The sequence below is a fragment of the Enterococcus sp. JNUCC 77 genome (assembly GCF_054819945.1).
This window is the reverse complement of record NZ_JBTHIG010000001.1, coordinates 2,240,313-2,254,013: the sequence shown is the minus strand read 5'-3', so window position 1 is coordinate 2,254,013 and position 13,701 is coordinate 2,240,313. Positions and strand designations below refer to the sequence as shown.

General features: G+C 32.0%; 13 protein-coding genes and 3 pseudogenes. 9 read left to right on the top strand and 7 right to left on the bottom strand.

Features of this window, described 5'->3' with window-relative positions:
- The first annotated feature begins 56 nt into the window (after positions 1-56).
- From ACVWNY_RS10905 to ACVWNY_RS10880, 6 genes and pseudogenes are all read left to right on the top strand, one after another.
- A complete protein-coding gene (locus ACVWNY_RS10905; RefSeq protein ID WP_454071370.1) occupies positions 57-1,307 on the top strand; it encodes an oxalate decarboxylase family bicupin in 1,251 nt (416 codons plus the stop codon).
- 67 nt (positions 1,308-1,374) lie between these two features.
- On the top strand, positions 1,375-2,079 hold the full coding sequence (locus ACVWNY_RS10900) for a YoaK family protein (RefSeq protein WP_461211730.1): 705 nt from the start codon (positions 1,375-1,377) through the stop codon (positions 2,077-2,079).
- 262 nt (positions 2,080-2,341) lie between these two features.
- Positions 2,342-2,593: a hypothetical protein gene (locus ACVWNY_RS10895; RefSeq protein ID WP_425514616.1), complete on the top strand. Its 252-nt coding sequence runs from the start codon at positions 2,342-2,344 to the stop codon at positions 2,591-2,593.
- Positions 2,587-2,816, top strand: a pseudogene (locus ACVWNY_RS10890) (transposase); the annotation flags it as partial. The gene ACVWNY_RS10895 and the pseudogene ACVWNY_RS10890, both read left to right, overlap by 7 nt.
- Positions 2,813-2,986: pseudogene (locus ACVWNY_RS10885) on the top strand (transposase); the annotation flags it as partial. The pseudogenes ACVWNY_RS10890 and ACVWNY_RS10885, both read left to right, overlap by 4 nt.
- Positions 2,987-3,026: 40 nt before the next feature.
- Positions 3,027-3,227 (top strand): transposase, encoded by a 201-nt coding sequence (locus ACVWNY_RS10880; protein WP_425514615.1) that lies wholly within the window; start codon positions 3,027-3,029, stop codon positions 3,225-3,227.
- Positions 3,228-3,274: 47 nt separating this feature from the next.
- Here ACVWNY_RS10880 and ACVWNY_RS10875 read toward each other — a convergent pair whose 3' ends face one another.
- Positions 3,275-3,433 (bottom strand): type II toxin-antitoxin system PemK/MazF family toxin, encoded by a 159-nt coding sequence (locus tag ACVWNY_RS10875; RefSeq protein ID WP_218326380.1) that lies wholly within the window; start codon positions 3,431-3,433, stop codon positions 3,275-3,277.
- Positions 3,434-3,617: 184 nt separating this feature from the next.
- Here ACVWNY_RS10875 and ACVWNY_RS10870 point away from each other — a divergent pair.
- A pseudogene (locus ACVWNY_RS10870) lies at positions 3,618-3,913 on the top strand (hypothetical protein).
- A gap of 293 nt (positions 3,914-4,206) precedes the next feature.
- Positions 4,207-4,725, top strand: coding sequence for a GNAT family N-acetyltransferase (locus ACVWNY_RS10865; protein WP_218326378.1), 519 nt, complete (start codon positions 4,207-4,209; stop codon positions 4,723-4,725).
- 266 nt (positions 4,726-4,991) lie between these two features.
- Here ACVWNY_RS10865 and ACVWNY_RS10860 read toward each other — a convergent pair whose 3' ends face one another.
- Both ACVWNY_RS10860 and ACVWNY_RS10855 read right to left on the bottom strand, forming a co-directional pair.
- Positions 4,992-5,381, bottom strand: a complete 390-nt coding sequence (locus ACVWNY_RS10860) for a hypothetical protein (RefSeq protein WP_438719445.1) — start codon at positions 5,379-5,381, stop codon at positions 4,992-4,994.
- 523 nt (positions 5,382-5,904) lie between these two features.
- Complete coding sequence (locus ACVWNY_RS10855) at positions 5,905-7,512, bottom strand: DHA2 family efflux MFS transporter permease subunit (protein WP_438719446.1); 1,608 nt, start codon at positions 7,510-7,512, stop codon at positions 5,905-5,907.
- 333 nt (positions 7,513-7,845) lie between these two features.
- On the opposite strand from ACVWNY_RS10855, the gene ACVWNY_RS10850 reads away from it, so the two are divergent.
- On the top strand, positions 7,846-8,535 hold the full coding sequence (locus ACVWNY_RS10850; RefSeq protein ID WP_438719447.1) for an MgtC/SapB family protein: 690 nt from the start codon (positions 7,846-7,848) through the stop codon (positions 8,533-8,535).
- A 41-nt stretch (positions 8,536-8,576) separates the two neighbouring features.
- Here ACVWNY_RS10850 and ACVWNY_RS10845 read toward each other — a convergent pair whose 3' ends face one another.
- The 4 genes from ACVWNY_RS10845 to ACVWNY_RS10830 all read right to left on the bottom strand — a co-directional run bounded on the left by ACVWNY_RS10845 (position 8,577) and on the right by ACVWNY_RS10830 (position 13,669).
- Positions 8,577-9,311 carry a tyrosine-protein phosphatase gene (locus tag ACVWNY_RS10845; RefSeq protein ID WP_438719448.1) on the bottom strand — a complete coding sequence of 245 codons (735 nt, stop codon included), beginning with the start codon at positions 9,309-9,311 and terminating at the stop codon, positions 8,577-8,579.
- Between the two features lie 1,203 nt (positions 9,312-10,514).
- Positions 10,515-11,642 carry a UDP-galactopyranose mutase gene (gene glf / locus ACVWNY_RS10840; RefSeq protein ID WP_218326372.1) on the bottom strand — a complete coding sequence of 376 codons (1,128 nt, stop codon included), beginning with the start codon at positions 11,640-11,642 and terminating at the stop codon, positions 10,515-10,517.
- Positions 11,643-12,962 carry a GHKL domain-containing protein gene (locus ACVWNY_RS10835; RefSeq protein ID WP_438719449.1) on the bottom strand — a complete coding sequence of 440 codons (1,320 nt, stop codon included), beginning with the start codon at positions 12,960-12,962 and terminating at the stop codon, positions 11,643-11,645.
- Positions 12,962-13,669 (bottom strand): LytR/AlgR family response regulator transcription factor, encoded by a 708-nt coding sequence (locus tag ACVWNY_RS10830; RefSeq protein WP_438719450.1) that lies wholly within the window; start codon positions 13,667-13,669, stop codon positions 12,962-12,964. The genes ACVWNY_RS10835 and ACVWNY_RS10830 overlap by 1 nt, the downstream gene beginning before the upstream one ends.
- Between the last annotated feature and the right edge of the window lie 32 nt (positions 13,670-13,701).

Genomic DNA, 13,701 nt, shown 5'->3' with positions numbered 1-13,701 from the left:
CGATACGCTCATTAATGGTAGTGATATCTCAAAATTAAAATGTAAAGGATGTTTTTATGATGAAAAAAGAAAATAATGCACCACAACCAATTCGTAAAAAAGATGGAAAGGGATGGCTAGATTTTGGCCCTCGGGACATTCAAAGGGATATTGAAGGACCTGATTTTTTAATTCCCCCTGCAACTGATCACGGAACATTGCCTAATATGCGTTTTAGTTATAACGATGTTCGTAATCGACTGGAAGATGGTGGTTGGGCACGAGAAGTTACCAACCGAGAAATGCCTGCATCTGATAAGGTCGCAGGAGTTAATATGAGTTTGGCGCCTGGTGCCTATCGTGAAATGCACTGGCATAAAGAAGCTGAATGGGGATTGATGTTATATGGAAATGCCCGCGTAACAGCTATTGATGAGAATGGTAAGACTTATATTGATGATGTAAAGGCTGGAGATATTTGGAATTTTGAAGCTGGTGTTGCACATTCTATTCAAGGTTTAGATGAAGGTTGTGAATTTTTATTAGTTTTTAGCGAGCCTGATTTCTCTGAAAATAATACGTTACTAATTACAGACTGGTTAGCTCATACACCACCTGAAATTGTTGCAGCTAATTTTAAAAAGAAACAATCTGAACTGGAAAGCTTACCGGATAAACAAAAATATATTTTTAGAGCAGATGTACCAAAAGCTATTGATGAGGTCTCTCGTCCAAATAAAAATGGAGAGGTCCCAAACCCTTTGACCTTCCATATTGATACATTGGATCCAATTGAATCAGAAGCAGGACGTGTGTGGATTGTTGATTCGAAAGTATTTCCTGGCTCTCCAACTATATCTGCTGCAATTGTTGAAGTTGAGCCTGGTGGTATGCGGGAATTACACTGGCATCCTAAAGCTGCTGAATGGCAATATTATATTCAAGGCGATGCGCGCATGACTGTATTTAATTCTAATTCATTAGCAAGAACGTTTGATTATCATGCAGGCGATGCTGGGTATGTACCTATGGTGGCTGGTCATTATGTTCAAAATATTGGTAGTGAAAAGCTAATTTTTATTGAAGTATTTAAAAATCCTGATTATTCAGATATTTCTTTAAATAAATGGTTAGCTACGATCCCATCTCAAATAGTGGCAGACCATCTCAATCTCACTAAAGATTTTGTCGAAAGCTTACCACAAGAAGAATCTCCTTCTCCAGTTATTTGGTTTGATCAAGATAAGATTGATGAAGCTTTAAAAAATCCTGATAAAGATTCCATTAATAAAAGAACCCCGGGATTAAACGCGACAGATATTTTTTAAATTCAATTTCCCCTTTGATTCTATGATTGAAGGGGATTTTAATATAATGAAAAGAGATGTTTAAATAATGATGAATAAAGAAATTAAAAGTGGAGAACCCTATATGGAGTTTCCCATGATTGCTTTTTTCTTAGCTGTAGCAGCTGGAAGTATGAGTGGATATACTTATTTTATAGGAAAAGCATTTAGTACAGTACAATCAGGAAATATTATTTTATTAGGTCAATCATTGGCGGAGAAAGATTGGTCACATTTTTTTACTGTGGCGTTAACAGTACTAGCTTTTGGTATCGGAGCTGCAATCACAGCAATCATTCAAAAAGATAGCCCTAAAAACTGGTCGTTCAATGTCATTATTATAGAAGTTATTGTTTTATTCTTATTGTCATTAAACTTGATAAATTCGCAATTACAAACCGTTCATATTTGTATGATTATCTCTTTATTAGCAGGAATGCAAGGAAATGCTTTCCATAGGTTTGGTAAAGATTTAGTTTATGGAAATGTTGCAGTAACTTTGGTTGTACAAAATGCTTTTAGCTTTTTAATGAAATCATTCTTTAACCAATCTGGAGCTGCACATAAAGCTTTTCTGTACTTTAGCATTTTGGTAGGCTTTGGATTTGGAGGTTTTGCGGGAACATTATTGACAAGTAATTTCAATGATAAAGCTTTATTTCTACCGATTATTGTTCTATTGGTAATATATACTTTAGGTAAGAATATAGAATCTAAAACTAACCAAGCTATATCTGTTAACCCACAAGGTTAATATTTAAAGAGTAGATCAAAATTAATAACCGAAGAGGATTTTCTTTTCGTTTTTTTAAAAGTAACAGGGAAAAATTATTAATGGATTTGACAATTCCTTATGTATTTAACCATTTAAACTGTAATTTTTTAATAGTAAAGTCGTTTCTTATTATTATGGAAAACTAAGAGTGTAAAAAAACCGTGTGAGTAACCGTTATTCTAGATATGGGTTGCTTCACGGTTTTTCTTTTTCTGAAGTAAGATGAAGAGGTGATTACAAAATGTCTAATAAGAAAAGAAATTCTGAATCGGTGAAGTTAGCTGAATCCAGTCTTAATACTTACCAGCCAGAATTTGTAAAAGATACGCAAGATGTTTTGAAAGGCGTATTTGGTTCGTTGTTTGAAAAAATGCTACAGGGAGAACTAAACAATCATCTAGGTATAAATTCCATTCTAAAGAGCTTAAGGAACATGAAAATCGTTGGAATGGTTATGGGAATAAAACACTCAAAACAAGTTTTGATGAAGTAAATATTGATGTTCCCAGAGATCGAGATGCTTCTTTTGATCCTGAGCTAGTCCCTAAAAGAAACCGTATGTCTCCGACATTGAAGAAAAATTTCTTTCTATGTACCCTCGTGGAATGAGTCAACGAGATATTGCCACGACGATTCAGGACACCTATAGGTTTGATATCTCTCACGAAGTGATCTCTGATATTACAGATGCACTTCTTCCCGAATTAGAGGAATGACAAGCGCGCCTATTAGCCAAATGTTACGCCTTTTATTTGTCGATTGTATGTACGTCACTTTACGAGAAAACTACGAAGCAAAGAAATCTGCAGTCTATACAAACCTTGGTTACGATTTGAACGGTAATAAAGATATTTTAGGTTTATGGCTACATCAAACTGAGTCGAAAAATCGCTGGATGCAAGTATTTGATGAACTAAAATCACGTGATGTTGAAGACGTCTTTTTTTATCTCCATGGATGGTGTTTCTGGCCTCGAAAAAGGCACAAAAACGATTTTCCCTTTAGTGGTTGTTCAACTTTGTATGGTTCATCTTGTTCGAAATACATTACGCTATATTCCAAGTAAAGACTATAAAGAAGTGTGCAGAGATATGAAAAAATTCTATGGTGCTTCCTTCTTCACTTAAAGCTGCTCACGCTGCAGTTTCTTAGGGTAAATCTTGTTGTACCTAGTTTAACGATAGCAAATCACCACCAATAATGTGGATTGATTAAATTGATTATTTGAGATGACTAATCCAGGTCGTCTTTTTTTGTTTTCTTCCGTTGAACCTACTTTAGGATTTATCCAAATAATATCTCCAGTATTGGATGATGCAAAAGGATTTTCCACTTTCTGAATTAATTTAATAGAACCATCTTTTTTAGATTAACTTTTAACATTACATATTACTGAATGTAATGTAGTTAAGTAACGTTGGCAGGAGTTGGTAAAATAAAGACTATTTCATCTATTCGAGAAAAAAAGAGAGGATATGAAAAAATTTTCGCTTAGCAATCAATAGGGAGAACGAAATATTTTATTACTTTATATTGGCATAAATACTGAGTATAGAATTTCTGATTTACGTCAATTAAAGTCATTTGATGTTTTAGGAATTTCTCGTGGTCAAATTGTTGTTTAAGAACTGAAACAATCCACTTAAAAAATATTGGTTCTCGGTCTATTAGAAAGTCCTTCAGTTATTTATTATGTAAACAAGGAATAAAAAAAGAGATTATTCAATCTTTATTAAAACATCCTTCACAGAGGGCGGTCTTGCGATATATTGATATCACACAGCAAGATAGAGATGTAGCTGTTAGGAGCTAGGAACTTTAAATTACCATGCTGTTCCACCTTTTTATAGTACTTATGAATTTGGAAAGACTTTTATAGAAAAAAATCAAGGAACTTCTATGGTTATCCAAACTTCCGACAATGTAAATATACAATAAAAATAAAAAGTGAGAAATCATTCTAAAGTATAGAGTAAGCTGTTTAATGTAAAAAAAGACAAAAAAACTATAATTTCTCTGATAACATTGATTTCTTTGAATTTTAGCTCATTAGATACTATATAATGTGTTTAGGGTAAGAATATTAATTTTAAGGAGTATAAAGATATGGACACAGAAATCAAAGTTACTTACAGAAATCCTACTGAGGACGATGCAAAAAATATCGTTGATTTTTATAATTTAGTTGGTGGTGAAACGACGTATTTAAGTTTTGAAGAAAATGAGTATCCTTTAAATGTGAAAGAAGTAAAAGAATTAATCATTAATACAAATCACCAGATAAATTCTACGATACTTTTAGCACTCATAAATGGAAAAATAATAGGTATCGGAACGGTGAGTTCTGGAAATAAAGTTAAATCAAAACATTGCGGTGAACTTGGTATAGTGGTAACAGAAAAATTCCAAAGCATAGGTATTGGAAAGGAAATTATTTACCAGCTATTAACTTGGGCAAAGTCTAATGGTGTGACTACCAAAATTCAACTAGATACCCGTGTAGATAATAAAAAAGCCGTAAAACTATATAAAAAATTCGGATTTAAAATAGAAGGTAAGCTCGAAAATACTACTATAATAGAAGGTAAGTACTATGATTTATATGTGATGGGGCTGATGTTATAGTCTATAAAACTGTCATTGGTGAAAGCAATATAAGTTGAAAAAATAAATAGTTAATAAAAGAATATTATCAAGTAATACTTCTGTTTTTTGAATATGTCTTTTACGCACTCTTTTCTTTATTTCTAAAAATGCAATCTATGAGTGTACCAAAAGATAAATTAATTATCTCTTAGTAATTTAACAATTATGTAACTATAATTTCAAATGAGGTGTCACTTTTTTATTTTTATAAAAAAAAAATTCTTCTTGTAAAGGCTGTAAAAATACTATTCAAAATTATTATTGAAGTAATTGATTATGTGAGGAACTATAATACGAACATAAATCCACATGAATGAAAAAATTGTAGCTGATATAAATACATTGACTGGCCATGTAATTTCTTTTTTTAAACGAATATGATTGATAATATAAACGATATAATAGCTACAGAAAAAACTTAACATTAATTCTTTGAGGTAAAAAATTCTGAGTTTCAACTTTTGATTAATTTTTTTATTATATCGTATTTCATAATTCTCAGGATTTATAAATAATGTGATGATTGTTCCAATAATGCCAACCTTTCCTGTTTTATCAGCTGCTAAAATCAGTAGAAAAAAGCAACAGATGAAAGGAATAAAAATGACCATATCTCTTAAATCACGCTTTATCAAATAGACACTTCCTTTGTGAAAGGATTTTTATAATATATGTAGAAGAAAAAATATCAAGTCAGTGAAATTATGTACTAGTATTTTCCAAACTATTGAACAATTTTATTGCTTAATTCCTAGTTTTTATTATATTTTATGAAACGGTAAAAAAATCAGGGATTATATGAAAAAAAATAATATTGGATATGTATTCAGATGAAATTATCAAATATGGAGGCCAAATAATTTTTGGGGTTATGGCATACCCTCATAAATGTTCGATGGTCATAATATGCAAGCAAAAAATAAAAAACCATACACAAAGAAATGTTAGCACTAATGAATCAAGATCAGGATTAGATGGAAATGGACTACTCATAAATGTAATAAAAAAATTAGCTCAACTTTTGACAGTAGCTCCCCACCTTTGCTACCATTTCCTAAGAATTATAAGAAATGAGACAAGCTGAGAAAAGTATTTTTCAAGGTTACAACATTGTCGATATTGTCCTTAACAACTGTCAAAAGATAAGCAAATCAATTTTTAGTTATTTTTTTGTTTGTATAGTCCAAATGTTAGAAAGAAACTAATCAGTATAACAATAGATGAAATACCTATTGTTTTTACTAAACTATTTGTAAAGTTAATATCTAATTTTACAACCATATTATTTCGCATAGTTTCTGTTATGTTCAATATCTTTGGATTGGATACTTTTAATGCATGAATAGCTGATCCTGCACTATTTATCACACTTGATTCCAATGAATGCTGCATTTTTGCTGATATTCCTAAACCATCAAGAGTATGGGGAATGTCATTTTGTAGTTTTGAATTAAATATTGTTCCGATAATAGCAACACCTAATGCAGATCCAATTTGTCGTGTAGTGGATTGAATACTTGATCCCTGTCCTGACTGAATAGGTGGGACATCCTTTAATACAATGGATGTTAACTGGGCTGAAGCAAATCCAAGTCCTATACCGTAAATAATAAGCCAGATAACAATCCAGGCTAAACTATTATTGGGATTTACAGTTTTGAAAAAGCCAAAAAATCCTAAAGTTTCTAAAAATAAACCAAGAGATACAACAAAAGATGCTGATGTTTTTTCAACAATAAATGTAGCCATACCACCTGCTAAGAAAGCTCCTAATCCCATCACTGAAAGTATAATTCCAGACTTTATTGGACTAAGTACTAAAATATTTTGCAAGAATAATGGTAATAAAAATAAGAGTCCAGATTCTCCGATAGCAACGATACCAGCAATAATATTTCCTAATGAAAAACTTTTAAACTTAAATAGTGATACATCTAGTAAATGAGATTTATTTTGTTTGTTCAGACGCGATTCCCATACTATAAATAATGAAAATACTAATATACCAATGGCAATTAATGTAGGTATAATGGATAAATTAAAGAACGTTGGATAGCCATTATTGGCATGCCACCAGCCGTATGTACGACCTTCTATAACTCCGAATACAAAAGAAATTAAACTTATCGTAGAAAGTAAAAAACCGATAAAATCAAATTTCCCTACTATTTTTTCACCATAAGTTTCGGGTAAATATTTTAATGCTGAAATAATGATGAAAACACCAATTGGAAAATTAATCCAAAAAATCCAGTGCCAAGATAAGTAAGTTGTCAAATACCCACCTAATAATGGACCGATTGCTGCCATACCAGCAATTACTGATCCCCATACTGCAAAGGCAACAGTTCTATCCTTTCCAAAAAACAATGAATTTACAACTGATAAAGTTGTTGGTAAAATAGATGCTCCACCGACTCCTTGTATCGCTCTAGCAGTTAGCATAAAAGTAATATCTTTTGAGAAGCTTGCCAATATTGATCCGAACAGAAAAATTATAATTCCTATAATTAATATTTTTTTTCGACCAAAATTATCTGCAAGTCGTCCCATGGTAATGAGCAATGAAGAAAAAAGCAGAGAATACAGAGTAATAATCCATTCGGCATTTGTAAAAGATAATTTCAAATCCTTCATTATGACTGGTAATGATACATTCACAATTGTGCCATCGATAATAACTAATGATACGGATAACGCTAATATTGTTAAAACCCACCATTTGTGTTTAACAGTTTTAGTATAAGTATTTGTTACATTTAACATTTTGCACCTCTTTTTTAATTTGATAATATAATGTGCTTTCAGATTACCGCATTACCTGTAAAAGACTAATCAAATAAAAATATTTCTATTTTTAAATAACTTAAATTTATCAATAAGTGTCATTAAAAAAGAGTATAATTGTCATAAAAAAACTATATCCATTTTTTTAAAAAAAATAAAAAAATGAATTATAAATTAATGGCTATTTTTAGGTTAAACACTAACTAACTCATAGGATCTAATAGTAAAACATATAGGTCTCAGTTAACTACCGCATGATTTTTCTAAATAAATTACTACCGTTTCAACAAAAATATATTTGTGAGGTAAATGATGAATTTAATTAATATTTTAGAACCTTTATTATTTAGTATACTTGTATCTTCTATGATTGGTTATAATAGAGAAACCAAAAGTAGTCCTGCAGGAATGAGAACTTATAATTTAGTTTGTTTGGGTGCAGTCATTTTGACAATCATATCTAAAGAATTATCTGAAGCTACTGCTCAAGCAGTGATCACTAACCCTGAATTAAAGGGAATCATCAGTGCTGATTCTAGCAAAATCATTGCTCAAATAGTTAGTGGTATTGGTTTTTTAGGTGCTGGAACAATTATTGTCTCTCAAAAAAGAGTAAAAGGTTTGTCGACAGCATCTTCTTTGTGGGTAACTGCTGCTATAGGGATCGCTGTAGGATTAGGATACTACCTGCTAGCTTTATTTAGTTCATTATTAGTGGTAGTTATCTTAGCAACTTTTAACAAAATCATTCCCTTTCAATCTTTAAAAAATTTAGCCATAACTATTTCATCAGTGGAGACAGAAAAAATGATTACAGAATATTTTAAAAATAACCAAATAACTGTTAAAAATTTAACAACAAAAGTATACACAAATGAAGATAGGAAATACTATACTAATGTGTACACTATCAAACCTCATCATGTTACAGACATGCATCACCTTATTATTGATTTAGCAAGAATAGATGATATCAGTTCAATAGAAATACTCGATGTGTAGGAGGCTCTTACGACAAGCCTCTCACACATCGAGTATTTTGTTTATTTTTGTATATAAATTTTTTGAAATTGTTCAACATAATCATCCTGCAATTTAAGACCAGATGTTAAGTAATTATCCAAACTACCAAACTGTTTAATTAATATTTCCTTCGCATGTTCTAAGTAAGAAGAATCTACAACTAAAGCAACCTTTAAGTCATTTATTTGAGAAGCAGACAACTTGCCATCTAATGAATTGAGAATTGACTGATTAGCAATCTTTCGAGATTCATTTGTTTTCAAATAGTCCTTCATAATTTGTTCATCAGAGGCACCTGAAATTTTTAATATCAAAGCAGCGGCGAATCCTGTTCTATCTTTTCCCGCAAAACAGTGAAATAATATAGGCTGTTTTGTTTGTAAAACTTCTGTTAGAAATTTTGAGTAACCATTTAACGCTGACTGACTTGTTACAATCTCGGTATAAGTTTCTAACATAGATTTATGAATATCAGAATTACTTAGCATACCTTCTAAAGAAGCACCGTTAGCTGTAATAGAGGCTAAAATATCAATATTGCTTATTTCTATACCATTAATTTTTAAATCTGGATTTTTCTTTATTTCATCAGCACTTCTAAAATCATAGACTTTTTTTATTTCGCATTTATTTTTTAAAAAATTTATATCAGATTCATTTAGTTCCGTGAGTTCTCCACTCCTGAAAAATAGTCCGCTTTCTAATTTTCCTAATTGCGTAGTTATATCACCAATATCTCTAAAATTTGTTATCATAAAATGTATCCTCCAATTTTGTTAATGGATTTATTGTACAATTTTTTTATCAAATAAGAAATTTTTAAGACATAATTTTCTGTTGCTTATATTTTTTTAATTCAGATTACTGTTAGTATGCCCATTAATAACACTTTTTATTTTCCAAAAAATTTTATTTTACTGAATCCTTTGGAACGTTTGATAAGGTGGTTATTATGTTGTAAACGAATTAGACACAAATAAATGAGATATGTTGTTATTAATAATAATGATTACAAAGAAGAAATATTTTAAAAAAAAATTTAGGTTTGTGACTGGGTGTGTTTTATAGTCATACGCTGAAGCAGAAGAACTAGGGTTAGAAACTTTATTTCTTAGAGTTTATTACTCAAATTTGGGTATTTTTTCACGGTTAATTATGATGAAGGAAAGCACCGCTCGGGCAATCTCAGATAAAGGGATTGTAAAATCGTGGGTTCCATGTATACAAGAAGAAAGTTCAACCCTTGATTCGAAAGCGGGAGATTGAAGTCCACTCATCCATGAGGAAAACTTACCGTTATCAGTCTCATCGGGGAAAATCGAATTCATCAATGCTTTATACACAAATGTGTGTTATCAAAAAATCACGACAGATACAACAGCAAGATTATCTCTTATCGAATTTCAGGGATGCTGAATATATTGGTAATCAAGGAGGATTTATAAGAGGTAATCTACGTAATGGAAAACAGCATCTAGTATCGAACCTTGGATGAGCCTACCATATGAACGTCTATACTTACAAATTAAAAGAGCATAAGATTTTCCAAAATAAGTCCCGTAAAAAAATTTATTTAGATAATTCGATCATTGAGAATTTCTTTAGTCTAATAAAGCAAAAAATCTATAATGTAAGAGAATATCACAGCTTTGAGAAATTGAAATAAGAAATTGATTACTATAATTATGAGCTTATGAAGGGAAAACTAAATTGGCTGAGTCCAGTGAATATAGAGAAGTGACATTAAAAGCTATCTAAAGTCATCAATAAAAGCACAGAAAAATGGAGTGGATTTCTCCACTCCCAAAAAGTCTAACTTTTTTGATCGCTACACCCACTAATTTTGGTGGACTTTTTTTATAGAGTTATACTCTTTAATGTCATAGAAAAATAGTACAAATTTTAAAATACTCACTGACTTTTGAGCTGTGTCTTAAAAGTCGGTGGGTATTTTTGTATCAATTAAATTCTTTTTGCACCACATGTAAGGCGGCGCTGATTACTTGGTCCATATCGTAATATTTATAATTACCCAAGCGTCCACCAAAAATTACTTGTGGCAGTTGTTTGGCTTTGGCGCGGTACTGTTTGAAAAGTTGATTATTTTTTTCATCATTAATCGGATAATAGGCCTCTTTTGTTTCATCCCAATCTTGAGGAAACTCTTTGGTAATTAAAGTGATATTATCTTCCCCCTGACCATCAAAATGGCGCCATTCCATGCTGCGAGTGTAAGGCGTTTTGCTGTCAGTGTAATTAATCACAGCATTGCCTTGAAAATTTGCGGTAGGCTCTGCAACTGTTTCAAATCGCAGTGAGCGATATTCTAAAGGACCATATTCAAAATCAAAAAAAGCATCAATCATTCCTGTATAAATGGTTTTAGGAAATTCAGCTAAATAAGTTGATTTATCCGCAAAAAAATCAGTGTTCAATTGAACATCAATGAGTTCGCTTGCCAGTAATTTTTCAAAAATTGTCGTGTAACCACTAACAGGAATTCCTTGATAGCGATGATCAAAATAATTATTGTCAAAGGTAAAACGAGTCGGCAGGCGCCGAATGATAAAACTTGGGAGTTCTTTAGGATCTTTGCCCCATTGTTTTTGCGTGTAGCCTTTGATTAGTTTTTGATAGATGTCAGTACCAATAAGGCTAATGGCCTGCTCCTCAAGGTTTTTAGGGGAGCCAGTCAGACCGGCAGCTTTTTTTTGTTGAGCAATTTTAGCTTGCGCTTCTGCTGGCGTTTTCACTCCCCACATTTGATAAAAAGTATTCATATTAAAAGGTAGATTATACAATTGGCCTTGATAGTTAGCGATGACTTGATTGATATAATTATTGAACTCTGAAAATTGATTAATGTACTGCCAAATTTCTAAGCTATTCGTGTGAAAAATATGGGCACCATAATCATGGACATTAATGCCATGCTCTTGGTGTGTCGCTAAGTTTCCACCGATTTGAGGACGTTTTTCGATAACTAACGAGCGTTTATTTCTTAGCGCCGCTTCATAGGCAAAAATTGCACCAAATAGACCAGCGCCGACAATCAAGTAATCATAATTTTTTTGGTTGATTTTCATTTAAATACCTTTCTTTTGTAAAGGAATCAAAACATTTAATTTAAACCAGTTGTCCTCCAATTTCACAGTCAAACTGCCATTATACTTTTCAGCAATATATGCGCTGCTTTTTAATCCGTAGCCGTGATATCGCTGATCTTCTTTAGTAGTTTGTGGCAGACCATCTTCAAAATGAAGGGGCGTCTCTGAATAATTTTCTAGACTATACATGACAAAATTAGCTTTTTTGGATACGCGTAAATTAATCAAGCGTTTTTCTGTACTTGCTAAAGCCAAGGTGGACTCAATCGCATTGTCTAAAGTATTTCCTAGTAGACTGACTAAATCCATTGTATTCATAAAGCTTAACAGAGCACCATCAACAATACAGGTGAAAGTGATTTGATTTTCAATACAATAAATATTTTTTCGTGTGACAATCACATCAATAATTGGATTGCCTGTTTTAATATTGGTTTGATATTTTTCAATATCTTCTTTGAGTTGATTGACATAGCTAAGACGTTTGTTTTCGTCTGGCTCCATTTCAATAATCGAGAGCTGATGTTTGAGATCGTGAAATTTTCGATTGATAATCTGGTTACTTTCACGATAGGCTTCATATTGTTCATACTGAGACTGAAAGACATTGTTCATCGCAGTTAATTCCTGTCGCAGATTATTTTCATAACGAGAATTTTCTTGAATATAAATCAGAAAAATCCCACAAAGATTAATCAAGCTACGAAAAATAAAAATTGCAACAGAATCCCCAATCGCAAAGTTTGTACTTGAAAGAATAAAACCGATATTACTCATAGTAAAAATTATGACAGCTGTCAAAATAACTTCCAACGTATCTTTGGGTTGGATATTTTTCAGTAACAGTTGGTGGTTGCTCTTTTTTTCAATTGCAAAATAGATCCAGGCTAGTAATAAGTAGCTAATCAGCATAAATGCAATCTGTAATGGGATGATTTCTTCAAAGCGATTATAAAATAAATAACAATAAAGCTGCCAAGTCAAGGATGCAATAAATTCAGCGAAGATGAAAGCCTTGCTGACATTGTATAGGTTACTGAGGGCTCTTTGATTAACCAATACCATAAAGGTTAAAAGCATCCAACAGACATTGATAATCATACCAGGAATCCAAAAAAACAAAGGCCAAGTACCTACCCAAAGTTGCAGACAAATTTGACCAATGAGCAAGGCAATAGCCTTTAAATAAAAAAAGTTTTGTCGTTTTTCTGGTACGATGGCCATTATGAGAGCGATACAGGCAAGCCACTCAGAAATTGCTGTATAAATACGGGGAATATTTGGAAAAATGTCATTCATCAATTCATATCAGCTCCTAAATAGTTGGTTAAAGCCTGCATAAAATCTTTTTTGCGGGGCCGACTGATAATTAATTCATATTTATCCAGGTACAGCATATTGCCATCAATCGATTTAACGTGTTTCAAGTTGACCAAATAACCATTATTAGAACGGAAAAAGTCTTTGTCTTTTAATTGATTTTCAACATTTTTCATCGAATCCAACACAGTATAATCACCAGAGACACTGTGGAAATGCAAATAATGCCCCTCGCTTTCAACAAAAAATAAATCATCTAGAAAGATTTTCCGAATGCCACTGTTCGTTTTTAAGGTATAGCTTTCTTTAGGACTTTGATTCAGACGTTCTAGCACTCGTTTAAAATGTTCTTGAAAATTAAATCGGGTGATGGGCTTTAATAAAAAGTCAGCCGCCTCCACTGCATAACCTTCAATGGCCCATTGAACATAATTTGTCAAAAAAATAATGATTACATTAGTATCTACCTTGCGAATTTTTTTTGCAGCGGTCATACCGTCCATAATCGGCATTTCTACATCAAAGTAAATCACATCATAATTGCCTTGATAATTATCCACAATTTCAATGCCATCACTAAATTGGATTAATTCTAACGAGATATCTTGTTCATTACAAAAATTCGTGATTAAACGAGCAAGGGTTTGACTGGCCTCTGGACTATCTTCAACAATTGCGATTTTCATTTCAGGCCTCCGTTTCTTTAAATACTCCCTTA